This is a genomic window from Hydrogenophaga sp. 5NK40-0174 (assembly GCF_040372165.1).
In the GTDB taxonomy this organism is placed as follows: Bacteria; Pseudomonadota; Gammaproteobacteria; order Burkholderiales; family Burkholderiaceae_C; genus Hydrogenophaga.
In genome coordinates this window covers 108138-130745 of the sequence record NZ_BAABWG010000003.1, presented here as the reverse complement: position 1 = coordinate 130745, position 22608 = coordinate 108138, and the positions used below count along the sequence as shown (strand labels likewise).

The following is a 22608-nucleotide window of genomic DNA, read 5'->3' as shown; positions in this document are numbered from 1 at the left end:
AAAGTGGCGGATGGAATCAGGCCGCAGAGTGGCTCAACGACCCGGGCGTGGCAGGCTGCCCGGGTGGCTCATACCTGTGACACATGCGCCAGCCTTTGACATAGCCCGTCCAGCCGCCCCAGGCGATGGCCGGCAGCTGCAGTGGACGCTTGAGCAATCCGTGCGCCAGGAAATACAGGCCAGGGCAGTAGCGCGTGCCCTTCAGAACAAAATAGGCCAGATACTTGGTGCGCTCCCAGGACGTGGCGAAATAGAGTTCGGAGAACACCTTGTTGGTGGTCATCTCGTGGCACTTAAGGCGGTTCCATCCGTGCCGGGCATGGTCGGGCTTTTCGGCAGGGTAGTGGTCGACGTTGGCCGAAGGGTCGAGCACGAGCTTCCATCCATGCTGGCGCAGGTTGATGCAGAACCAGGAGTCGTTGGCAAACTGTGCGCCCGAGCCCAGCAGCCGCGTGTCGGAATGAAGCGAGCCCAGGGCTGTCCTGCGGACCGCCCAGTTGCATCCCTTGAGCACATCGACTTCTCGTGGCGCCCCCACGACCAGATGGTGGTTGCCCAGATACTGCCCCCAGCGGTTGCGGATGCCCGCGACCTTTCGCTCGGGCGACAGGGTCGTGCCACCATGCTCATGGACAAAGTCCCGGCCGCCGACACCACCAACGCCCGGGTCGGACTGGAAGTGGCTCAGGACCTTGCTCAACCAGTCGCGACGCGGAATGGCGTCGTCATCGAAAATCACCACGATGTCGCCGCTGGCGCGCCTCAGTGCCAGATTGAGCGCCGCCACCTGGCCTGGCTCGTGCGATGGCACCAACACCCAGTCGCTGTGTTTGGGGGCCTCATCCAGCAGCCAGGCGGTGGTTTCCGGATCGGCCTCCGGACGGTAGGTGATCAGGACTTCGCGCGGCGTGGTGTCCATTGCCGCTACACCCGGGAGGCAGCGCTGGAGCATGTCCAGGCGCTTGTAGGTGGGAATGATCACGCTAGCCGAGAGTGTGTTGCGCATTGTGTCGTTCATGCGTGGCTCCTGTTTGCGAAAAGAGTTCCAAAGCTGTGGCAGCGACCAGGCCGATGGCGAATCCACCTTGGAAGATCAGGGCGCCGGCGATGGAGCCCAGGGGCAGGTTGAGGATGGCAACGAGGCACCACAGCGCGCCGATCGGTATCTGTATCCAGCTCCAGCGGACCCAGCCCCGGTGTGCGACCAGGCTCCATGCATTTCCGGCAATGCTGGTGAAGCCGGTCGCCAGCGCGGCCCATAGCAGTTCCTTTTCCAGCCCGGCGTAGTTCGGGCCGATGATCATGAGCACCCATTGGGGGAACAGCGCCACCAGGGTCGCCAGCGTGATGCCTGGCAGTGACAGCATGAACACGAGCTGAAAAAAGCGTTTGACGATCCGGTCCTGGGCCTTGGCGAAGTAGGGCACGCAGAAGGCATAGGTGAATGCTTGTACCGGCAGCAGCAGTTGCGCGATCCGGGTGAGCGCGCCGTACCCTGCCGTTTCCTGTGCCGACCCCCAGAGCGCCAGGGTGAGAAGAACAGCCTGGCCTTGCATGATGTAGAAAAGCTCGACCGGAATCTGGCGTCGGGCGTTCGAGGTGATCTCTCTGACGTCTTCGTCAAGAGCAGTGGCCGGGCCAGCTGGTGCGATGCGTTGTACCCAGCGCAGAATCGGACGAATGCGCAACAGGGCAATCAGCGCGCCTACTGCCAGTGCGGCATGGATGTTCAGGCCGCCAAGCAGGAAGAGCCCGCCAATCAGTAGCAGGCGAAGCGCAGCCAGGCCCGTGTCGAGCCATTGAACACGCCCCGTCTGCTGTGCAAAGAACAACACCTGGTCGACAATGCGTGAGCGCATGTCCGCCAGCCAGAAAAGAAGCAAAGCGCCGACCACACCCAGCACCAGACTCCACACTGGCTGGGCGCGATAGACCAGCAGGGCCGAGAGCAGCAGGATGGGGGGCAGTAGCCAGAACGAGATGCGGCGCCTGACTCTGGTCATGGCGACCACCGCCTGCGCCGCCCTGTGCGCGTTGGGCCAGTGACGCCCCAGAATGCCGGTAAAACCCAGATGGACGCCGCCCTTCGTGACCACAGCGATGGCGCCCATGACCGTGATGAAGACGGTGTAGACCGCATAGTCGGGAACACTCAGCCAGCGGGCCAGCAGCAAGCCGGTGACTGCAGACATGGCTTGCGCCGCTACATTGCCACTCAGGAAGACGCCTGCCCTGCGAAGAAGCTGGACATGTGCTTTCATTGGCGTGCCTCCTTCCCGTGGAGGAAAGGCAGAGCCCGTTTCCTGTGGCGCAGCGTTGCGTGATCCATGTGAGTCACCGATGTGCAGGCTCAGTGCTCTGTCATCACGGGCACCTTGTAGCCGTTCTCTCGCAAGAGCGAGTGACGCAAGGCTTCCTGATGATCGTTGAACATCATCTCCCGCACCATGTCATGCAGGGTGATGCGTGGGGTCCAACCCAGTTCGCGAGCGGCCTTGGAAGGGTCGCCCAGCAGTGTTTCCACCTCGGTCGGACGGAAGTAGCGCGGATCCACCCGGACGATGACGTCGCCCGGTTTGACGCCGGGCGCCATGCGACCCTCGACGGCAGAGACGACGGCGTGCTCTTCAACGCCTTTGCCCTGGAACGTCAGCCTGATGCCCACTTCCGCGGCCGCCATGGAAATGAAATCGCGAACGCTGAACTGAACGCCTGTTGCTATCACGAAGTCCTTGGCCTGTGACTGCTGCAGCATCATCCACTGCATGCGCACATAGTCCTTCGCGTGCCCCCAGTCGCGCTTGGCGTCGAGATTGCCCATGTAGAGGCATGGCTCCAGGCCCTGAGCAATATTGGCGATGCCGCGCGTGATCTTGCGGGTCACGAACGTCTCGCCGCGCCTGGGCGACTCGTGATTGAAGAGGATGCCGTTGCAGGCATACATGCCATAGGCCTCGCGGTAGTTCACCACGATCCAGTAGGCGTACATCTTGGCAACTGCGTAGGGGCTGCGTGGGTAGAAGGGTGTGGTTTCCTTTTGTGGGATTTCCTGCACCAGTCCGTAGAGTTCGGACGTGCTGGCCTGATAGAAGCGGGTCTTTTTCTCAAGCCCGAGGATGCGGATCGCCTCCAGCAAGCGCAGTGTCCCGATGGCATCGACATCGGCTGTGTATTCAGGGCTTTCGAAACTCACCGCCACATGGCTTTGAGCGGCCAGGTTGTAGATCTCGTCCGGCTGGGTTTCCTGAACAATGCGGATCAGGTTGCTCGTGTCGGTGAGGTCGCCATAGTGCAGCCTGAAGCGAGCGTTCTCGACATGCGGATCTTCATAGATGTGGTCGACGCGCTGAGTGTTGAACTGGCTCGAGCGTCGCTTGAGACCGTGAACGATATAGCCCTGGTCCAGCAGGAACTCGGCCAGGTAGGAACCGTCCTGACCGGTCACACCGGTGATCAGGGCCACTTTACGCTTCGCGTTGGTCGTGTCAGTCATGGTCATCGAGCCTCGCCGGTTTGTTGAAGAAAGTCGTCGTATGCCAGAGCCAGCCCCTTTGCGAGATCCACTGCAGGCTGCCAACCAAGGGCAAGAAGCCGGGCGCTGTTCATCAGCTTGCGTGGTGCACCGTCTGGTTTGCTGGTGTCGAATGCGATATCGCCTTTGAAGCCGACCACCTGCGCGATCAGCCGGGCCAGTTCGGAGATGGTCAGGTCGTTGCCACACCCCACATTGATGTGACTGAGCATGGGTTGCGTCTGCTGCCGGTATGCGTCAGGCGTCAGTTGCATGACGTGTACGCTGGCCGCAGCCATGTCGTCGACGTAGAGAAACTCCCGGCGGGGGGTTCCTGTGCCCCATATCGCGACGCTGGCGGCACCTGCCATCCTGGCCTCGTGAAAGCGCCGGATCAGGGCGGGGATGACGTGGCTGTTCTCCGGGTGATAGTTGTCGCCAGGCCCGTAAAGGTTGGTGGGCATCACACTGCGATAGTCGATGCCGTGGCTTTCACCGTATTGGCGGTTGTAGCTTTCGCAGAGCTTGATGCCTGCGATCTTGGCGATGGCGTATGGCTCGTTGGTGGGCTCGAGTGCGCCGGTGAGCAAGGCCTGTTCTGCCATCGGTTGCTCGGCCAGCTTGGGGTATATGCAGCTGCTGCCCAGAAACAGCAGCTTCTTCACGCCACTGCGAAACGCCGCGTCGATGACGTTGGCTTCGATCATCAGGTTCTCGTAGATGAAAGCGGCGGGGTAGGTGTTGTTGGCGTGAATGCCACCGACCCTGGCGGCAGCGAGATAGACCTGGTCGGGCTTCTCCTGTGCGAAGAAGCGTCGCACGGCAGCCTGGTCGGTCAAATCCAGCTCTGCGTGGCTACGCGTGACGAGGCGCTCGGGTGAAACGCCCTGGTGCGAGAGGAGATGGCGCACGATGGCTGACCCGACCATGCCACGATGACCGGCGACGTAAATGCGTGAATCGTGTTCGGCAGAGGTTTGTGCGCTCATGTCTTGCTGGTCTCTGTTCGGCCGTAGGTGTCCTCGAGCCGGACAATGTCGTCTTCACCCAGGTAGGCGCCCGACTGCACTTCGATCATTTCGAGCTCGAGCTTTCCCGGGTTGTGCAAACGGTGTGTGGCGCCGATGGGGATGTAGGTCGATTCGTTCTCGGTGAGCAGGAATCTCTCTTCGCCGCACTGAACTTCAGCAGTGCCTTTGACCACAATCCAGTGCTCGGCGCGGTGGTGATGCTTTTGCAGGCTGAGGCTGGCACCCGGTTTGACGCCGATGCGCTTGACCTGGAACCGCTCACCCATGTCGATGCTGTCGTACCAGCCCCAGGGGCGAGCCACTTTGCGGTGGGTGACGGCTTGCGTGCATCCCTCACCTTCCAGAAGGCTCACGGCGGTCTTGACCGCTTCAGCGTGATCGCGGTCCGTGACCAACAAGGCATCGGGTGTGTCGACGATCAGCAAGTCGCGGGTGCCAAGGGCCACCACTGGTCGGCAAGGCGCATGGACGAAGGTGTTGCTGGCGTCGATGGCGTATCCCATGCCTTCGATGCGATTGCCTCGCTCGTCTGCCGGCGCCAGGTCGGCCACAGCGTTCCATGATCCGACGTCGCTCCATGATCCCTTGAACGGGACAACAGCCACGCTGTCGTGATGTTCCATGACCGCGTAGTCGAAACTTTGCGATCGGCAGGCTTCGAAGGCGGTGCTCGCCGGCCGCACCCAGTACAAGTCTTTTTGCGACTGGGGTAACTGCTCGGCAGGTGCGCTCTCGGGCAACGCTGCCTGGCAGGCCGCGAGAATGTCGGGGGCATGCCGGTGCAGTGCCGCGATCAGCGTGTCTGCGCGGCAAAGAAAGATGCCGGCATTCCAGAGAAACGAACCTAGCAGGAGAAGGTCTTGCGCTGTGCCTGCATCCGGCTTCTCGATGAAGCGAACGGCCCGGAGCGCATGGCTTTGTCCAGGCAGCGGATCGCCAGCTTCAATGTAGCCATAGGCAGTGCTTGGAAAGCTGGGGCCAACGCCGAACGTCACGATGGCGCCGCCCTCTGCCGCAGGAATGGCGCCGCCGATGCAATCCCTGAACGACTCGGCATCGGGGATGTGATGATCGGCAGGACAGAACAGCAGCAAGGCGTCTTTCTGGCCGATATGGGCTGCTTGCAATGCGGCCAGTGCCATCGCGGCAGCCGTGTTTCGGCCCTTCGGTTCCAGGATCGCCTGGGTCGGACTGTCGATGGACTGCAGTGCTTCGGCGACGAGGAAGCGGTGCGCCTCCGCGGCCACCAGCATGAGCTGAGGCCCAAGGGGCGCGACACGTTCGGCAGTCAGTTGCAGCAGGCTCTTGCCGCCAATGATCGGGACGAACTGCTTGGGGTAGCTCTTGCGGCTCAGAGGCCAGAGGCGCGTTCCCGAACCGCCGCAAAGAATGACAGGAATGATCATGGAGCGGGCTTTCTTCAAGGAAGTTGAAAAGACATCGGGTGGAGAGGACAAGAGTCCCTGGCTCAACACGCGCCTTCCTGGCGGAGCACGACACGGACGGTCCGGAGCATGATCACCAGGTCGTACCAGAGCGACCAGTTACGCACGTACCAGAGGTCCATGGCAATGCGGTGTGCGAACGTGCTTGCACTTCGACCGCTGATTTGCCAAAGCCCGGTGATGCCCGGCCTGGCCTTGTTGTAGGCGGCCACGCTGTTGCCGTATTCGCCCAGCTCACGCGAGAGCAGCGGGCGAGGTCCGACCAGGCTCATGTCGCCCCGCAGCACGTTGATCAGCTGCGGCAGCTCGTCAATACTGGTTCGCCTGATCAGGCGTCCGATGGGTGTGATGCGTGGGTCTGCTGCCAGCTTGAAATTGCTCTGCCGGTACTCTTCCCAAAGCGTTGGGTTGGTCTTTTTCCACGACTCCAGCGCGGCATCCGCATTGGTCACCATGCTGCGGAACTTGATGAAGTCAAACTCCTTGCCGTCCCGGCCGACACGTTTCTGGACAAAGAAGACAGGACCTTTGTCTTCGCGTCGGATCCGGTAACCCACATAGGCGAACAGTGGGGAAAGTGCGATGAGCAGCAGAGATGCCCCCACGATGTCCAGCATGCGCTTGAGCGCCTGAGGGGCACGTCGGTTGAGGTTGTTTCTGGCCCTGAGCAACAACACTTCGTGGCTGAAGAAATGCGACACCGCCATGCCGTAGATGGGCAGGCCATTGAGCGCAGGCACGATGACGAAGTCATCTCGGGTGAGCATGAGATCCTGTGCCAGTTCGCGAAGCCATGCATTGCCTTCCGCGCCCATGACGCCGACGATCTGGTAGTGGCCTGGTGTGGCCAGAAACGAGCGAACTTCGGGGGTCAATGCTGTGGGCGCGAAGACCTTGCCTCCTTTGAGCCTCACTCTTCGCTCACCTGGATCGGGACAGACCACGGCGACCGGCTTGTACCCCATAAGCGGCTCGGATGCCAGGGCGGCAGCAGCCTGTTCGACGTCCTGCGGCTTGCCGATCAGGACATAGGGCTGGGTCAGCATGCCGGCTTTGAGCAACCAGTGACGCGCCAGCAGGCGGGAGATGGGCAGCATGACGAGGATCAGTGCCCAGGTGAACCCCGTCCAGAGCCGCGAGAGCGGCCATTTGGCCATGTACATGATCAGGGCATCCAGCAAGGCGGCAGCCACCACCACATTCATGATCTGGCGAACTTCATCCCACCAGGGTTTGCGGCGGGTAGCGGTGTACTGGCCCTGTACCGCCCACATCCAGGCGACCATGGCCATCACAACGCCCGCAAACAGCGTGGTGCGCAGCTCTCCGTTGTGGGTCCACCAGGCGCTCGATGTGGCAGCCATGGAGCCTTCGCCGCGCAGCACCAGTGGCAGGCGACTGGCCACAAAGCAGGCGGCCATGACCAGAACGTCATTGAGCATCAGCCAGGCCTTGACCCATTGCTGCCGGGCTGCCAGCTCTTTGCATGGCGCCAGTACCCGTGCGAGATCCTGATGATTGCGAAGCGGCACGACCGTCTCGCCCCGCTGCGCCGCGCGGTCGCCGGATCGCTTGAAGACCTCTTGCTTTCTGCTGATGCGCACCGTGCTCATGTCGATACCTCTTTCACCAAAAAACAGAACATCGCGAGCCGGTCGAAGGTCGATCCGGCTCGTACGGAGAGTGAGTGGGAATGGTGTGGCCGGGGCTCTTGCCCGGCCGGCGGCTCAACGCTTTGTCGTCAGCGCTTGGGCAGCTGCATCGCAGGGGGAACCCGGATGGCGCAATGGGCCGGGGGGGCGGAAATGGCCTGTGGCCAGTGGTGCTGTGGCAGTCATACGGTGGTCCTCCAGAGTGAACTCTGGCCTCGCGGCCGGTACTTGCAGTTGATGGCTTGTTGCATCGCAGCGTAGTCGTTTACCTTGAAAACTTCTACCTTGCACTGTCACAAACCGTGATGGGCACCTTTCCCCAATGTGGTGCACCCTTTAGTTGTAATTTGTTCTGCAAGTGATGTGCCAGATCGGCATCTAACTGCCAACTTACGCACACAATAGCGCTGAAACCTGCGTAGACAGTAGTTCTAAAGAACTATTTGATACTGTGGCGATTTGTAGGCTGAGATTTCCTGTGATCTCAACTTGTTGATTTTGTTATTTTTTAAATTTGAATCTCGTTCAGACTGCGAATTCACTTGTTTGTTTGCTGTGTCATTCGTAGCATCTACTTACGAAATGAGTCAACTGCAAGCAAGGGCATGGTGGTGCGCCACGAAGGGGCCTGATGGTCGAATCTGGGGCTGTTTCGGGCGCTTGGCGCGCGCAAAATGGTGCGCTGCAATATTAGCGACTCAAACCCCGGAGAGACCTCAGATGGCGTTGACGTCGGTCTGGACCGGCCAGGGCAGGCTGGCGATCTTCTGTGCCGGATCGGCTTGGGCAGGCGTGAAGCTGTGTTCCAGCTCCAGGGTGTACCGCCCCGGGCGCATGGTGCAGACCTTGTAGCCTTGTGCCACCGCCTGTACATAGACGGGTGAGCTGTCGAGCTGGCGCAGCTGCCAGGCGCCTTCCATGCCGGCCGGGCGGCTGAGGGAGACGCAGAAGCCGCGTTTCATGTTGGACATGACCACCAGGCGTTGCATACCAGCGCTGCTACCGTCCGGGCCCACGGTCAACTGCCTCGGGTGGCTGTTCTCCAGCAGTCGCATCACGGCGGGGATGATGACCCGGATATTGAGGCTTGCGCTTGCGCTGCCGTTGCCGCCCTGGGCGAGCTGGGCATCTGCCTGCGCGGATGGTGCAAAGACCAGACTCAGCGGCACCGCCAGCGTCAAGCCAACGGCGGCGGACTGGATGCGGGCAAGAATGGAGCGAAAGACGGCAGGCATGCCTCCTGTATCGGAGGCTAAAGCAGGAAATGAAGCGTGAAATGCCGCCAGTTCTGCCGTGCATCAGCCGTCAGGACATGTTTGGCCGCCTAGCGTGAAGCGCTTCACGCCGGGGAGTCGGGCGGGCGTTGGCGGGCATGGCCTTGTCAGTCCCGGATCACCCCGACAAACACTTTGTGCTCGCCGCGCAGCTGTACGGAAACCGGGACTTGCCCATCGTTGAGCTCGGGCGCCCGCCACGGCAGGGGCAACGTGTCGCTGCGAACCGTGATGGCATGCGCGCCGGGCGAGACCAGCGCAAACTCAAACTTGCCCTGCTCATCGGTCAGCACGGCGTAGCGGTTGTCGATCATGACGGGTATGCCCGGCACACCGGCTTCGCTCGCCTCCTGACGACCACTGCCATTGGCGTCAAAGAACACCACGCCAACCACGCGCCCGCCGCCGTCACTGGCCGGCCCGCCGATGGGAAGCAAGCGGCTGCCAGCCTGGAATGTGTAGCTCAACCCGACGTAATAGGTGAGGTCATCGGTGGTGGTGAGACGGGTGAACGATGGCGTGGCCAAGGGGTCGAGGCTGTTTCGAACCCGGCTTTGCCCGACCTGGCGCGTGTAGTTGGCCGTCAGTCGCCAACGATGATTGATGGCCCAGCTGGCGTTGATGCTGACGTTGTGGTTGCGTTGACGGTCGAGCCGTGACTGCTCCAGCGAGAGAGATGTTCCCCATTCGGCACGTCGCCCCAACGGGCCACTCGCAGAGATCGCCAAAGCGGTGACGGTGTCCTGCGTCAACTGCACTTTGTCCTCAATTCTGGAAACACCAAGGGAAGTCCCCAGTGACCAGCCCACAGGTGTCTTCCAGTCCTGATCGTAGGTGAGCGTGGTGCTGTGCTCCGCTTCGGGTTCGCCGCCGTAGAGATCGAGCCGCAGTCCGGAGTTGCCCCAGTCGTGACTCGTTCGCCAATCGGCATAGCTTGCCCAGGCCCGGGTACTGAACTGACGGGCATTGAAGCCACCACTGATGTAGTGGCGTGAATTGAGGCGTCGCTGTCCACTGAGGGTGACGTACCAGCCATCGTCTCGAAGGCCTGAGATGGATTTGAGCCAGTCAAAGGAGCCATCGGCAGACCACTGCCGGCGACGCCAGCCGCCCCGGTAGTAGACCCCTTGCAAATCGTTGGCCAGACCCTGGCCCCCCCAGGACAGACCAGGGTCCAGCCGGTAAATGCCCAGGCTGTGGTTGCGAGGCCCTTCCCGCCATTCGGCGTCGATCCAGGCGGCCTGTCTTGTGCTGTTGCTCTCCAATGCGGTTGACTGGCCGACAAGCCATTTGGCCTGCACCGCCCAGTTGCGTTGCTCATGACGAAGCGCCACCAGCTGCGAACGGGCGTCGGTCAGTCGGCTGCTGTCGTCCGCAACATTGGCGGGCGACGCCTGAATCGTGATGGGTGCCAGCACACCCCGGGCCGCTTCAAGCTGCCACGCCATTGTCCAGCCGGGCAGGCGTGCATAGGGAGACGGGAGTATGCTGCCGCCGTCATCTGCTTCGCTCGCACCGGGTGCTGTTGCATGAATCGTCCCCCAGCGCCACTGCGCCGCCAAACCGGTGCGCCGGCCGGGATATCGGGTGAAACTCTCGCTGGGGCCGGTGCCGAGGATGCCCGGCTGGCCGACACGTGCATCGAGCTGGTAACGGTTGTCGCTGCCGACCCATTCGATCTGTGCGCCTCGCTGAACGGGAGAGGGCAGGGTGATGCGTGAAGGCAGCTGCATCAAGGGAACCTGGTTGGGGTACCCGATGCCCGCCTCCAGATTCAGCAGTGCGCCTTCGCCCATCGGAACTGCCGTCTGACGCAGGGTCAGCGTGCCGGGGTCGGTGCCGCCACCGGTGGCACTTGAGCCGCTGCTGTCGGCAGTTGACCATGCGCCATTGACGGTCAGGACGCCGTGGGCAGGCGTCTCCAGCATGCCCTGAGCCGAGAAGCCGGTAGTGGACCGGTGCTGGCTGTCAAATGGCCGGGTGCCCATTCGGGTCTCCAGCTGCAAGTACCGGGGCCAGCCGCTTCGGTCATAGAGAGGCGCTTCGTCGCCTTCATCATTCTGGTTGCTGGCGGTTCCGTCCGCCAGGCCTTCGATGACCTTGTCTTCGTAAGACCCCGTGGCATCGGCACTGCGAGGGCGGCTGGAGGCCGATGCATTGGCGGTGCTCTGGTCTCCGAGAGCGACCGTGCTCAGTGGCAGGCAAACCAGCGCGCAGAAGATCCGGCGCAAGCGCATGTCCAGAGCGCCTTCCCATGTCATGGGGCGACCGTTGCCTCCAGTGGCAATGTCTGTCCATCGCCCCATTCCAGCGCCCCCCGGATCTGGATCGGAAACTCTATTCTGGGTGCCCGCTTGCCTTCTTCGGAAGCGACTGCCTGCAGGGGGATTGTCCGGGTCTCGCCAGGGAGGATCGGCAAATCAGCTGGCGCCAGTTCCATCGACTGCCCTTGGGCATCGCTGCCATTGACGAACCCGATCAGGCGACCGTGGGCGTTACCGGTGTTGCGCACGGCCAGCGCCACGCCTGCGGCGTCTTTGCCAGGCAGCGCGCTGGCACTGACCAGCTCGAGCACCGGGGCAGCACCACCGATGCGGGCATAGACGATCACGCCAATGCGGCCACTGACCGGAAAACTGATGGCGCCTTGCTGAACTTGCGTGGTGTCGATGCCCTCGATCATGATGGCGAACCGGCATTCGCGGGCAGGAGCGTCGGCTGGTGGGGCCACTTCAAATCGGTACCGGTATTTGTCTTCCGGGTTGAGGGTGAGCTGCTTGCGCTCGATGGCCACCCAGGGGCGGCAACTGTCCGCGGCCAGCTCGTTGGAGAAATTCACCGAATAGTCGGGTCCGAGCGTCCAGTCAGCCGTGTAGATGCGGTAATTGCCTTTTTGCTGTCCCACATGCTGGATCTCGATGACCTGACGCGAGCGCTGGCCCGGCTCGACAGCGAACTCGAATCGCGGCGGCGACACATAGGCAGCAAACCCCTGTGCCTTGGCCGGCACTGGCGAGAAGCACAGTGCCAAGGCCGTCAGACCACTGCCGAGCACGGACAAGAGCGGCGTGGAAGGCTGGCCCATGCAGCGAAGGAGATGCGGGCGTCTGGCGAAAGGAGCGGCAAAGGGCGTCAGCATGGGCAAAGTCAAGGGAAGAGCAGAGTGGTCGAAGCAGGCTTGGCGCCGACGGGCATTCAGTTGGGCTCCAGTTCAAACCTGAACTGCAGGCGGCGTGCATTGCTTTGCCAGTCGGTGCCCGTGCGCAGGCGCAGGGTCCACTGGTCGGTGAGCGCATTCGCACTGATGGTGCCAGCGTAGATCAGGGTTCGCTCGCCAGAATAAACCGTACCATCGCGCAAGCGCCCGGTTCCTGTCCATGATGCTTCGACGCGACTTCGGTCATCCGGGGGCAGGGCCAGGTAGACGCGCACGTTCTGCCCTCTCCACTGGCTGGTGTCCAGATGCACATTCACGCGCAACCACGCCTGCATGCCACCCGTGGGATTCTCAGGTGTTTGCGGGCGCCATTGCATCTGCACGTCGGGCGGTACCGTCTGTGTGCGCGAATCGTCGAGTGTGACGGGGTTGGCTGCATGGCCCATGCCAGCCAGGCCCCATGCCATGGCAGCGAGTGCGGTCACCACCATCTGCTTGGGGTGGAGGCGGCTGCAGGCAAGGCGGAGAGTCTGGAGCATGGTCATCATTCTCAGGGGCTGCTGATGGTGTAGGTGACCTGCCCGGTGTACGTGCCGGCGGCGCGCAAAGCGCTGTTGGCGAAGTGGAACGAGTGGCAGTTTTCGATGTAACGGTTGGCACGAACCGTGGTCAGGGTCTGTGTGCCTGGTGTGAAAGTACCGGCCGGGATGATGCCCGGCGATCCGCTGCCCGGCGCTGACACCGTCCAGCTGATTTCGTTGATGGGTATGGTGTCTCCGGCCCCGTTCACCAGGAAGGCCGGCGCGGTCACCCGCAAGGTGGCCTCGGCAGGTTCGAAGCCGAAGCGTCGTCGGTAGGACGCTCCGATGAGGACTTGCGAGCTCGGGTCCGGGCAGGTCAGGTAGTTGTCCAGCGGGCTTCGCGATTGTGTGCTGTCGCTGCTCATGGTCAGAGGCACGCCGCTGCCCACTTGTCCCATGGGAATATCGACCTGCACCAGGTTGACCGTGCCGCTGTCCGCTTCGAAGCTGCCGTTGCCCACGGAAAGAAAGACCCGGCGGGGCGCCGCCTGCAGCTGTATTTCCCAGGCAGAAGCGATTCCGGGCAGCACGACAGTGACGGCAAAACCGATGGCCAGCGTCAGCCGGCAGACGCGTGGAGAGCGTCCGGGCTTGCTGCGTATGCGCTGGGGGGCAATCGGTTGACGTTTGGGGCGAATGATCAAGACCTCAAGCTGCGTTGTCACGTGGCGGCGCAGGAAGCGGCGGGCACGGTCAGCCCACCGATGAAATACCCTTTGCCTCAACCATAGCGCGTTTCCCCGGTGTGCAGGGACTGACTTTGCGCAAGAACGACAGTGGGCGTGAAAGGTCACACAGGCGGCAAGCCATGCCATGAAAAAAGGGCTGCTTTGCGCAGCCCTTTTCAGGTCGTTCAGGCGTTGCCTGCGATCATGGTGCAGATGCGGTGTAGGTGATCTGTCCGTCGTAGCGGCCGGCCGGAATCGCTGCGGTGTTGTTGTAGCTGAAGCTCCACTGCGCAACACGTTCGGTCAACTTGCCGCCAGCCGAGTCGGGTGCCACGTTGATGGAAGTGCCGACGGCGGGCACGGCCAGATTGGTCGCGTCAGACGAACTCATCGTGAAGTCGCCCCATGGAATCACGTCAGACGTGGCATTGGTCGGGCCGAGAGAGCCCGAATTCGCCGCCAGAGCAATCTGGCCGCTGTTGCCTTTGACGCGCACGTCCACCACCTGTGCTGCCGTGCCGACGCCGTTGCCCACGTCAGCCGACGGAATGTTGAAGGTCAGACGGTCGACCGTGTTGACGCGGGTGGTGGCGTCGCCAATGTTCCCGGCGCCGGTGCCCACACCCAGGAACAGGACGCGTGGAACCACCACGCGGAAGTTCAGGCGGGCGGTGGCGTCGCCATTGCCATTGCGAACGGTGGACTCTGCCGAAGCCATCATGGGCGCTGCGAGGGTGGCAGCGGCCAGGGCGGCGAGAGCGATGTGCTTTTTCATGGTGTGACCTCCTTCGGGAAGTGCAAAAAAATGGAGTTGGTCCGGAATTGAAGACTTTTGTGGGCATTTGAGAGGTGCCCCCGGGGTCATTCGATGTTGAGATAGTAGGGCTGGTGTGGCTGCAGAACAATCAAAAAAGTCACGAATTTCAAAGCCTTAGGAGTGGATTCGGGTAAATGACTCGATGTTTCGTGACGCGTCGCACAAAAAAATCCTCAAGTTGAGCCTCTGCGTGCCGTCGCGGGTACTTTTTGTTCACATGAACAATGGCCGAAACCCTGTCTCGCCTGACTGCGGCGCTCAAGATTTCAGCGCAATGGCCGAACAAGTGCCTTCCGGCTCCGCATGGGCGGCGCTGTCAGAGGAGCAGCGTGGTTTCTGCGGCGTATTTCTGCGCTTTGCTGGGTTTGCCCGGGCATTAAGGTCTGGGTCATCGACTGCAAGGCAGTGACGGGGAATGCCAGATGACACGTATCTCACTGGATGGCGCGCGCCGCCGTCCCATCTATACCGCGCAAAAGAACCACTGGGGGCGCAAACTGGGCCAGTTCATACTGGCCGCTGCACTGGTGTGGATGGGGCTGGGTCTGCCCGGACTCGCACAAGCCTGATACCGGTTCCGGGGCCATGCCCGGGCCAGACGGGCTCAGCGTCGCGTGCCGCCGTGGGAGCTGCCCAGATGCCCCAGTGGCAAGGCACCACCAGCCTTGACCTCGCCCAGCGAAAAGCTGGTGTGCATGTCCTTTACATTGGGCAGGTTGATCAGCACCTCGCGCGCCAAACGGCTGAAATGCTCGAGGTCGGTGCACACCACATGCAACTCGAACGTGCCCGCACCGCTGATGTAATGGCATGACACCACTTCGGGGATGGCCAGAATCGCGGCCTCCAGCCGCCGCGTCACGTCTCCGCTGTTGCGCTCTGCATCCAGCCTCACAAATGCAAGCACCCCCAGCCCCAGCTTGTCGCGGCTGAGGATGGCGCGATATCCCTGAATGAACCCCGCTTCTTCCAGTGCCCGAACGCGGCGCCAGCAAGGTGCGGCCGACAAGCCGACCCTTTGGGCCAGTTCGGCATTGGTCAGGCGCCCATCGGTTTGCAATTCTTGCAGGATGGCCAGATCGAACTTATCCAATATTTCCATAATTGGCCAATTGTAGAAAGAATATTTCTGATTGGCGGGTAATCACGGAGAGATTTCGCAATCTCTTGTCGCCCCACACGGCATAAACTTTGCTGCATGTAGGGCACAGGCCGCGCCTGCCCACAAGGTGGCTCGCGGACAGCCCCACCTTTCTCAACAGGAGAGTTGCCCCATGAATGCCCCACTGCCAGAGCACATCCGCAAAGCGCTGGAAACCGTCACCCTCGACGACAAATATTCACTCGACCACGGCCGCGCCTTCATGAGCGGCATACAGGCGCTGGTCAAGCTGCCCATGTTGCAGCGCCAGCGCGATGCCCTGGTTGGCAAGAACACCGCCGGCTTCATCAGTGGCTACCGTGGCTCCCCGCTGGGGGGCTACGATCAGGCACTGCAAAAAGCGCAGAAGTATCTGCAGGCGCAGAACATCGTTTTCCAGCCGGGTGTGAACGAAGAGCTGGCGGCAACGGCCCTGTGGGGCACCCAGCAGTTGGGCTTTGCGCCCCCGGGAACGAATCGCTTTGATGGCGTCTTCGGCATCTGGTATGGCAAGGGCCCGGGCGTGGACCGTTGTGCTGACGTGTTCAAGCACGCGAACCTGGCCGGCACCACACCCTGGGGCGGCGTGATCGCCGTGGCCGGTGATGACCATGTGGCCAAAAGCTCCACCGCTGCGCACCAGAGCGACCACATCTTCAAGGCCTGTGGCCTGCCGGTGTTCTTTCCGGCCAGCGTGCAGGAAATCCTGGACCTGGGCGTGCATGCGTTTGCCCTCGGCCGCTTTGCCGGTGTGTGGGCCGGCATGAAGACGATTCAGGAGATCGTGGAGTCCAGCGCGACGGCCATGATCGACCCGGAGCGGGTGCAGATTGTGGTGCCGGAATTCGAGATGCCGCCCGGCGGAGTGCACGTGCGCTGGCCCGACGCCGCGCTGGAGCAGGAAGCCCGCCTGTTCGACTACAAGTGGTACGCCGCGCTGGCCTACATCCGCGCCAACCGCCTCAACCACAACGTCATCGAAGGCCCGAACGATCGCTTCGGCATCATCGCCAGCGGCAAGGCCTACAACGATACCCGCCAGGCCCTGCTCGACCTTGGGCTGGATGACGAAACCTGCCGGCGTCTGGGCATTCGCCTGCACAAGGTGGGTGTGGTCTGGCCGCTGGAAGCGCAGACCACGCGCGAGTTCGCGACCGGGTTGCGCGAAATTCTGGTGGTGGAAGAAAAGCGCCAGGTCATTGAATACCAGCTCAAGGAAGAGCTCTACAACTGGCGCTCAGACGTTCGCCCCGACGTGCTGGGCAAATTCGACGAAGCCGGCGCTGACCACACCGGTGGCGAATGGTCCATGCCCAACCCCACGGGCAACACGCTGCTAAGGGCCAATGCCGATCTGACACCGCGCCTGATTGCCCGTGCCATTGCCAAGCGCTTGCGCCGTTTCGACCCACCTGCGGATGTGCTTGAGCGCATGGAGCGCCACCTGAACATGCTGGACGCGCAGGAGCGCGAAACCCAGGTGGTGGTTTCGGGCAATGCCGACGCCCAGCGCCAGCCCTGGTTCTGCTCGGGCTGCCCGCACAACACGTCCACCAAAGTGCCGGAAGGCTCTCGTGCAATGGCCGGCATTGGCTGCCACTTCATGACCATCTGGATGGACCGCAGCACCGAGGGCTTCACCCAGATGGGTGGCGAAGGCGTGCCATGGGTGGGGCAGCAGCCTTTCACCAAAGACAAACACATCTTTGCCAACCTGGGCGATGGCACCTACTTCCACAGCGGCATCCTGGCCATTCGCCAGAGCATTGCAGCGGGTGTGAACATCACCTACAAGATCCTCTACAACGACGCCGTGGCCATGACCGGTGGCCAACAAGTGGGCGAGCGCCCCGAAGGCCACAGCGTGGTGCAGATCGCGCAAAGCATGCGGGCCGAAGGCGTGGCACGCATCACCATCGTCACCGACGAACCTGAAAAGTACGCTGGCGTGGTGGGCATCCCGGATGGCATTGCCATCCAGCACCGCGATCGGCTCGATGCCATCCAGCGCGAATTCCGCGAGATCGAAGGCACGACGGTCATCATTTACGACCAGACCTGTGCCACCGAAAAACGCCGCCGCCGCAAGCGCGGCACCATGGTCACACCCACCGAGCGCATCGTCATCAACGAAGCGGTGTGCGAAGGCTGTGGTGACTGCAGCGAGCAGTCCAACTGCTTGTCGGTCGAGCCGCTGGAGACGCCGCTGGGTCGCAAGCGCCGCATCAACCAGAGCACCTGTAACCTCGACTACTCCTGCGTGAAGGGCTTCTGCCCCAGCTTTGTCAGTGTGGAGGGCGGACAGCTCAAGAAAAGCAAGAAAGATGCGGCGGGCTTTGCCTGGGCTGGCGCTGAACCGGCAGAGCCGGACTTGCCTGCACTGGATGAGCAGGCCTGGGGCATCATCGTCGCTGGCGTGGGCGGCACCGGTGTCATCACCATCGGACAGTTGCTCGGCATGGCCGCGCACATTGAAGGCAAGGGCATCGTCACGCAGGACGCAGCTGGCCTAGCGCAGAAAGGTGGCGCTACCTGGAGCCACATCCTCATTGGCAAGACCCAGCAGCAAATCCGCACCACCCGTGTGGCAGCGGCCTCGGCCGACCTGGTGATCGGCTGCGACCCGATTGTGGTGGCCAACAGCGAGACGCTGCTGCGCGTGCGGCGCGGCCGCAGCCATGTGGCACTGAATGTGGACGCCACGCCCACCGCGGCCTTTGTGAAAAACCCGCAGTGGCAGAACCCGGCGGCCCAGTGCACCGAGTCGGTGACCGAACTGCTGGGCGAAGACGCCGTGGGGCTGTTTGATGCCGAGGTGGCCGCCAGCCGCCTGATGGGCGACTCCATCTTCACCAACCCCATGATGCTCGGCTACGCATGGCAGCGTGGCTGGGTACCGCTGTCGCTGGCATCCCTGCACCGCGCCATCGAGCTGAACAATGTGGCGGTGGCACAAAACCTGGTGGCGTTCGACTGGGGGCGACGCGCAGCGAGCGACCCCGCCGCCATGCAAACCCTGCTGGAAAAGGCCGGTGGCCAGACACAGGTGATTCAGGTGCACAAGCGCGAGTCGCTGGAAGACGTGGTGGCTCGCCGCTTCGCTTACCTCACCGACTACCAGGACGCCGAATACGCCAGGCAATACCAGTCCATGGTGGACCGGGTGCGGCAAGTGGAAGCCCCCATGGGTAAAACGGCGCTGACCGAACGGGTGGCCCGCGAGCTGTTCCGAGCCATGGCCATCAAGGACGAATACGAAGTCGCCCGCCTGCACACTGACCCGGCCTTCCTGGAGAAAGTGGCCAGCCAGTTCGAGGGCAACATCAAGCTATCGGTCCATCTGGCGCCGCCGATGCTGTCCCGCCACGACCCTGTCACGGGCCACCCCATCAAGAAGAAATACGGCCCTGGCACCTTCACGGCCATGCGTTGGCTGGCTGGCCTCAAAGGCCTGCGAGGCACCTTCTGGGATGTCTTTGGGCGCACAGAAGAGCGTAAAAGTGAGCGCAAACTCCTGGAAGACTACCTGTCGGACGTGAATCTGGTCGTCGCCAGCCTCACGGAGGAGCGGCACGCCCAGGCCATGGCGTTGCTGGGCTGGCCTTCTTCAGTGAAGGGTTTCGGGCATGTCAAAGCCCGGGCCTTGGCAGCGGCACGGCGGGAGCGGGATGCCCAGTTGCAGGCCTGGGCGCCTGGCCAGTGACGAGGCAGCACTCCCGCCTCGCCCTTTCTGATGCGCGGGACTCTTGGGCCGTGCCGGTTGGCGGTCGGGCCCCGCGCTTTACAATGCTGGATTCGGCCAAGCTGGCTTGGTCGGTGCGTTGCTGCGCGCCGCTCGGACAGCCAGGGTCGTGAATGAACGATTCAAGTCCAACGGAGTTATCCAGTGTTTATTTCCTCTGCCTACGCCCAGACGGCTGCTGCCGGTGGCGACACCGCCGGTTCCCTGATGAGCTTCCTGCCACTGATCGCCATGTTCGGTGTCCTGTACTTCATCATGATTCGCCCTCAGATGAAGCGCCAGAAAGAGCACAAGGCCATGATCGAAGCCCTGGCCAAAGGCGATGAAGTCGTGACCGCTGGCGGCGTTGTGGGCAAGGTCACCAAGGTTGCAGAAACCTATGTGAGCGTTGAAGTGGCCGAGAACGTGGTGGTGCAGATGCAGCGCACCGCCGTGGTTCAGGTGCTGCCCAAGGGCACGCTCAAGCCCTGAGCGAAAGCCGGAGCGCACCGGCTGGTTTGAACAAAACCGGCTGGCAACGCTCCAACCTCGCTTGCGAGAGCAATGCGTGCCGGCCAGCCGGCTGGCCCCGCACCTGAAACCCACGCGTTTGTACGGACCCATCAGTCCCCGCCCGCCATGAACCGATACCCGCTCTGGAAATACGCCATCATCGCCGTGGCGCTCGTCGTCGGCCTCTTGTACGCCGCACCCAACCTGTTTGGTTCGGCGCCGTCGGTTCAAGTCTCGAGTGCCAGCTCCACCGTCGTGGTGGACGACAACACCGTGACGCAGGTGGCGTCCCTGCTGGAAGCCAAGAGCATCCAGGCCGTCAACATCGCGCGCGAAGGCAACTCGATCAAGGCGAGGTTCGCCGACGAAGACACCCAGCTCAAGGCCAGGGACGTGATCGACGCCGGCCTGAATCAAGCCAGCCAGGAGCCTGACTTTTTGGTCGCGGTGAACCTGGAGCCACTGGCGCCGCAATGGATGCGATCCCTGAACGCGCAGCCGATGTACCTCGGCCTCGATCTTCGGGGTGGTGTGCACTTCATGCTGCAAGTCGACATGCAGGCGGCTCTGGACCAGCGCTCGGACGCGTTTGTCGGCGACTTGCGCACGGCGATGCGGGAGGCCCGCATCCGCAACAACGGTATGACGCTCAAGGGCCAGACCATCACCATCCAGGCTCGGGACGCTGAAACCGCAGAAGAAATCCGCAAGCTGATCGACAAGGACTTCTCGGATCTCACGCTCGACGAACAAGCCGGCGATGGCGGTGCCACGGTGGTCGCCAGCCTGCGCCCCGAGTCGGCCAGAACCATTCAGGAGCAGGCCCTCAAGCAGAACATCACGACGCTGCACAACCGGGTCAACGAACTCGGCGTGGCCGAGCCGGTGATCCAGCAGCAAGGTGCCGACCGGATCGTGGTGCAGCTCCCTGGCGTGCAAGACACGGCCAAGGCCAAGGACATCATCGGTCGTACCGCCACATTGCAGGTCAGGCTCGTGGACGAAAGCGCTGAAGGGCGGTCGGCAGAGCGTGGAACGGGCCCGGTGCCGTTCGGGGCCGAGCGCTACCCCTCGACCGATGGCCGTGACGTGATCGTCAAACGCGAAGTCATTCTGACCGGCGAAAACCTCACCGACGCGCAAGCCGGCTTTGACAACAACGGCCAACCCGCTGTTCACCTCCGGCTCGATTCCAAGGGTGCCCGTATCTTCCGTGATGTGACCGGCGCCAACATCAACAAGCGCATGGCCATCATCCTGTTCGAAAAGGGCAAGGGCAAGGTCGTGACCGCGCCCGTCATCCGCACCGAGATTGGTGGAGGCCAAGTGCAGATCAGCGGCGCCATGTCCACGGCAGAAGCGCACGATACCGCCTTGCTGTTGCGGGCCGGTTCGCTCGCCGCACCGATGGACATCATCGAAGAGCGCACGGTGGGCCCGAGCCTGGGCAAGCAGAACATCGAGCAAGGCTTCAACAGCGTGATCTGGGGTTTCCTGGTCATCGTGGTGTTCATGTGCATCTACTACGCAATGTTCGGCGTGTTCTCCAGCCTCGCGCTGGCGGTGAACCTCGTTCTTCTGGTGGCCATTCTGTCGATGCTGCAGGCCACGCTGACCTTGCCCGGTATCGCCGCCATGGCGCTGGCGCTGGGCATGGCCATCGATTCCAACGTGCTGATCAACGAGCGCATTCGCGAGGAGTTGCGCAATGGCTCTGCGCCGCAGACCGCGATCAGCGCCGGCTACGAGCACGCATGGGGCACGATTCTCGACTCCAACGTCACCACCCTGATTGCCGGTATCGCTCTGTTCATCTTTGGCTCCGGACCGGTCAAGGGTTTTGCCGTGGTGCACTGTGTGGGCATCATCACCAGCATGTTCTCTTCGGTGGTGTTCTCGCGTGGCCTGGCCAACCTCTGGTATGGCCGCCACAAGAAACTCAAGTCGATCTCCATCGGCACCGTCTGGAAAAACACACCCAAGGCGCCGGGCGCCGTCTGATCGGCCAGCCTGCAACAGACCCGTTTGCTTCAACAGCCTCATTAGCGAATTCGCCAGGACACTTCCATGGAATTCTTCAGAATCCGCAGCGATATCCCGTTCATGAAGAACGCGTTGATCTTCAACGTGATTTCAGGGCTTACTTTCATCGCTGCCGTCTTCTTTCTTGTCACCCGCGGGCTCAACCTGTCGGTCGAGTTCACCGGCGGCACGGTGATGGAGCTTGCCTACAAAGAGGCGGCCGACCTGCCCGCGATCCGCCAAGTGGTCGAAGCGCAGGGCTACAAAGAGGTACCCGTACAGAACTTCGGCTCTTCCACGGCTGTCCTGCTGCGACTCCCGCCCGTGGAAGGACGTACGGCCAGCCAGCAGAGTGAAGAGATGATGGCCGCGCTCAAGACCCAGAACCCGGATGTCGAGCGGAACCGGGTCGAGTTTGTCGGGCCTCAGGTCGGCTCTGAACTGGTCGAGAGCGGCTTGATTGCGCTGGGCCTTGTCATCGTTGGCATCATGATCTACTTGGCCTTCCGTTTTGAATGGAAGTACGCCGTTTCGGCCATCCTGGCCAACCTGCACGACGTGGTGATCATCCTGGGCTTCTTCGCCTTCTTCCAGTGGGAGTTCTCACTGGCTGTGCTGGCTGCCGTGCTGGCTGTGCTGGGCTACTCGGTCAACGAATCGGTGGTGATTTTTGACCGGATCCGCGAGACGTTCCGGCGCCAGCGCAAGATGTCGACCACCGAAGTGATCGATCACGCCATCACCTCGACCATCAGCCGGACCATCATCACCCATGGTTCGACCCAGATCATGGTCCTGTCAATGTTGCTTTTTGGCGGCGCGACCCTCTACTATTTCGCGCTGGCCCTGACCATCGGCATCCTGTTCGGCATCTATTCGTCTATCTTTGTGGCTGCGGCGATCGGCATGTGGCTTGGCATTCGCAGGGAAGACCTGATCCAGCCGGCTGCCCGCAAAGCGGACGATCCAGATGATCCGAACGCGGGCGCTGTCGTGTGACCTGTCGCAAGTCTGCCAAAAAGAAGAAATAACAGGGCGCTGAAACCGGGTTAGAGTCGGGGTCCGAACGCCTTTC

At 62.1% G+C, this 22608-nt stretch carries 18 protein-coding genes; 5 read left to right on the top strand and 13 right to left on the bottom strand.

Annotated features, from left to right (window positions below; translation table 11 throughout):
• Nucleotides 1-16: 16 nt before the first annotated feature.
• From ABWV89_RS10145 to ABWV89_RS10090, 12 genes are all read right to left on the bottom strand, one after another.
• Nucleotides 17-1018 (bottom strand): glycosyltransferase family 2 protein, encoded by a 1002-nt coding sequence (locus ABWV89_RS10145; protein WP_353396244.1) that lies wholly within the window; start codon nt 1016-1018, stop codon nt 17-19.
• A complete protein-coding gene (locus ABWV89_RS10140) occupies nt 984-2261 on the bottom strand; it encodes a polysaccharide biosynthesis protein (RefSeq protein WP_353396242.1) in 1278 nt (425 codons plus the stop codon). The genes ABWV89_RS10145 and ABWV89_RS10140 overlap by 35 nt, the downstream gene beginning before the upstream one ends.
• 89 nt (nt 2262-2350) lie before the next feature.
• The gene (gene gmd, locus ABWV89_RS10135; RefSeq protein WP_502903191.1) at nt 2351-3499 is read right to left on the bottom strand and encodes a GDP-mannose 4,6-dehydratase; all 1149 of its coding nucleotides are present in this window, start codon (nt 3497-3499) and stop codon (nt 2351-2353) included.
• Nucleotides 3496-4500 carry a GDP-L-fucose synthase gene (fcl, locus tag ABWV89_RS10130; RefSeq protein WP_353396239.1) on the bottom strand — a complete coding sequence of 335 codons (1005 nt, stop codon included), beginning with the start codon at nt 4498-4500 and terminating at the stop codon, nt 3496-3498. The genes gmd and fcl overlap by 4 nt, the downstream gene beginning before the upstream one ends.
• On the bottom strand, nt 4497-5948 hold the full coding sequence (locus tag ABWV89_RS10125; protein ID WP_353396237.1) for a mannose-1-phosphate guanylyltransferase/mannose-6-phosphate isomerase: 1452 nt from the start codon (nt 5946-5948) through the stop codon (nt 4497-4499). Before ABWV89_RS10125 ends, fcl begins: the two co-directional genes overlap by 4 nt.
• A gap of 62 nt (nt 5949-6010) precedes the next feature.
• Entirely contained in the window at nt 6011-7600 is a 1590-nt protein-coding gene (gene wbaP / locus ABWV89_RS10120) for an undecaprenyl-phosphate galactose phosphotransferase WbaP (RefSeq protein WP_353396235.1), read from the bottom strand.
• Nucleotides 7601-8355: 755 nt separating this feature from the next.
• Complete coding sequence (locus tag ABWV89_RS10115; protein WP_353396233.1) at nt 8356-8874, bottom strand: hypothetical protein; 519 nt, start codon at nt 8872-8874, stop codon at nt 8356-8358.
• Nucleotides 8875-9020: 146 nt separating this feature from the next.
• On the bottom strand, nt 9021-11174 hold the full coding sequence (locus ABWV89_RS10110) for a carboxypeptidase-like regulatory domain-containing protein (protein ID WP_353396232.1): 2154 nt from the start codon (nt 11172-11174) through the stop codon (nt 9021-9023).
• The gene (locus ABWV89_RS10105; protein WP_353396230.1) at nt 11171-11998 is read right to left on the bottom strand and encodes a fimbrial biogenesis chaperone; all 828 of its coding nucleotides are present in this window, start codon (nt 11996-11998) and stop codon (nt 11171-11173) included. The genes ABWV89_RS10110 and ABWV89_RS10105 overlap by 4 nt, the downstream gene beginning before the upstream one ends.
• A gap of 110 nt (nt 11999-12108) precedes the next feature.
• Nucleotides 12109-12609, bottom strand: coding sequence for a hypothetical protein (locus ABWV89_RS10100; protein WP_353396228.1), 501 nt, complete (start codon nt 12607-12609; stop codon nt 12109-12111).
• An 11-nt stretch (nt 12610-12620) separates the two neighbouring features.
• Entirely contained in the window at nt 12621-13316 is a 696-nt protein-coding gene (locus ABWV89_RS10095; protein WP_353396226.1) for a hypothetical protein, read from the bottom strand.
• A 205-nt stretch (nt 13317-13521) separates the two neighbouring features.
• Nucleotides 13522-14094, bottom strand: coding sequence for a hypothetical protein (locus ABWV89_RS10090; RefSeq protein WP_353396225.1), 573 nt, complete (start codon nt 14092-14094; stop codon nt 13522-13524).
• 464 nt (nt 14095-14558) lie between these two features.
• Between ABWV89_RS10090 and ABWV89_RS10085 the strand changes: the two genes are divergently transcribed.
• On the top strand, nt 14559-14705 hold the full coding sequence (locus ABWV89_RS10085; protein ID WP_353396224.1) for a hypothetical protein: 147 nt from the start codon (nt 14559-14561) through the stop codon (nt 14703-14705).
• A gap of 35 nt (nt 14706-14740) precedes the next feature.
• On the opposite strand, the gene ABWV89_RS10080 is transcribed toward ABWV89_RS10085, so the two are convergent.
• Nucleotides 14741-15238, bottom strand: a complete 498-nt coding sequence (locus ABWV89_RS10080; protein ID WP_353396222.1) for an Lrp/AsnC family transcriptional regulator — start codon at nt 15236-15238, stop codon at nt 14741-14743.
• 172 nt (nt 15239-15410) lie between these two features.
• Here ABWV89_RS10080 and ABWV89_RS10075 point away from each other — a divergent pair, with 172 nt between their 5' ends.
• The 4 genes from ABWV89_RS10075 to secF all read left to right on the top strand — a co-directional run bounded on the left by ABWV89_RS10075 (nt 15411) and on the right by secF (nt 22532).
• A complete protein-coding gene (locus tag ABWV89_RS10075) occupies nt 15411-18980 on the top strand; it encodes an indolepyruvate ferredoxin oxidoreductase family protein (protein WP_353396221.1) in 3570 nt (1189 codons plus the stop codon).
• Between the two features lie 183 nt (nt 18981-19163).
• Complete coding sequence (gene yajC, locus ABWV89_RS10070; protein WP_353396219.1) at nt 19164-19490, top strand: preprotein translocase subunit YajC; 327 nt, start codon at nt 19164-19166, stop codon at nt 19488-19490.
• A 147-nt stretch (nt 19491-19637) separates the two neighbouring features.
• Nucleotides 19638-21512, top strand: a complete 1875-nt coding sequence (gene secD / locus ABWV89_RS10065) for a protein translocase subunit SecD (RefSeq protein ID WP_353396217.1) — start codon at nt 19638-19640, stop codon at nt 21510-21512.
• 66 nt (nt 21513-21578) lie between these two features.
• Nucleotides 21579-22532 carry a protein translocase subunit SecF gene (secF, locus tag ABWV89_RS10060; RefSeq protein WP_353396215.1) on the top strand — a complete coding sequence of 318 codons (954 nt, stop codon included), beginning with the start codon at nt 21579-21581 and terminating at the stop codon, nt 22530-22532.
• Nucleotides 22533-22608: the final 76 nt, after the last annotated feature.

Bases quoted from the DNA above. Each gene is read 5' to 3' on its own strand.
- ABWV89_RS10145 (WP_353396244.1), bottom strand. From the start codon at position 1,018: ATGAACGACACAATGCGCAACACACTCTCGGCTAGCGTGATCATTCCC.
- ABWV89_RS10140 (WP_353396242.1), bottom strand. From the start codon at position 2,261: ATGAAAGCACATGTCCAGCTTCTTCGCAGGGCAGGCGTCTTCCTGAGT.
- gmd (WP_502903191.1), bottom strand. From the start codon at position 3,499: ATGACCATGACTGACACGACCAACGCGAAGCGTAAAGTGGCCCTGATC.
- fcl (WP_353396239.1), bottom strand. From the start codon at position 4,500: ATGAGCGCACAAACCTCTGCCGAACACGATTCACGCATTTACGTCGCC.
- ABWV89_RS10125 (WP_353396237.1), bottom strand. From the start codon at position 5,948: ATGATCATTCCTGTCATTCTTTGCGGCGGTTCGGGAACGCGCCTCTGG.
- wbaP (WP_353396235.1), bottom strand. From the start codon at position 7,600: ATGAGCACGGTGCGCATCAGCAGAAAGCAAGAGGTCTTCAAGCGATCC.
- ABWV89_RS10115 (WP_353396233.1), bottom strand. From the start codon at position 8,874: ATGCCTGCCGTCTTTCGCTCCATTCTTGCCCGCATCCAGTCCGCCGCC.
- ABWV89_RS10110 (WP_353396232.1), bottom strand. From the start codon at position 11,174: ATGACATGGGAAGGCGCTCTGGACATGCGCTTGCGCCGGATCTTCTGC.
- ABWV89_RS10105 (WP_353396230.1), bottom strand. From the start codon at position 11,998: ATGGGCCAGCCTTCCACGCCGCTCTTGTCCGTGCTCGGCAGTGGTCTG.
- ABWV89_RS10100 (WP_353396228.1), bottom strand. From the start codon at position 12,609: ATGCTCCAGACTCTCCGCCTTGCCTGCAGCCGCCTCCACCCCAAGCAG.
- ABWV89_RS10090 (WP_353396225.1), bottom strand. From the start codon at position 14,094: ATGAAAAAGCACATCGCTCTCGCCGCCCTGGCCGCTGCCACCCTCGCA.
- ABWV89_RS10085 (WP_353396224.1), top strand. From the start codon at position 14,559: ATGACACGTATCTCACTGGATGGCGCGCGCCGCCGTCCCATCTATACC.
- ABWV89_RS10080 (WP_353396222.1), bottom strand. From the start codon at position 15,238: ATGGAAATATTGGATAAGTTCGATCTGGCCATCCTGCAAGAATTGCAA.
- ABWV89_RS10075 (WP_353396221.1), top strand. From the start codon at position 15,411: ATGAATGCCCCACTGCCAGAGCACATCCGCAAAGCGCTGGAAACCGTC.
- secD (WP_353396217.1), top strand. From the start codon at position 19,638: ATGAACCGATACCCGCTCTGGAAATACGCCATCATCGCCGTGGCGCTC.
- secF (WP_353396215.1), top strand. From the start codon at position 21,579: ATGGAATTCTTCAGAATCCGCAGCGATATCCCGTTCATGAAGAACGCG.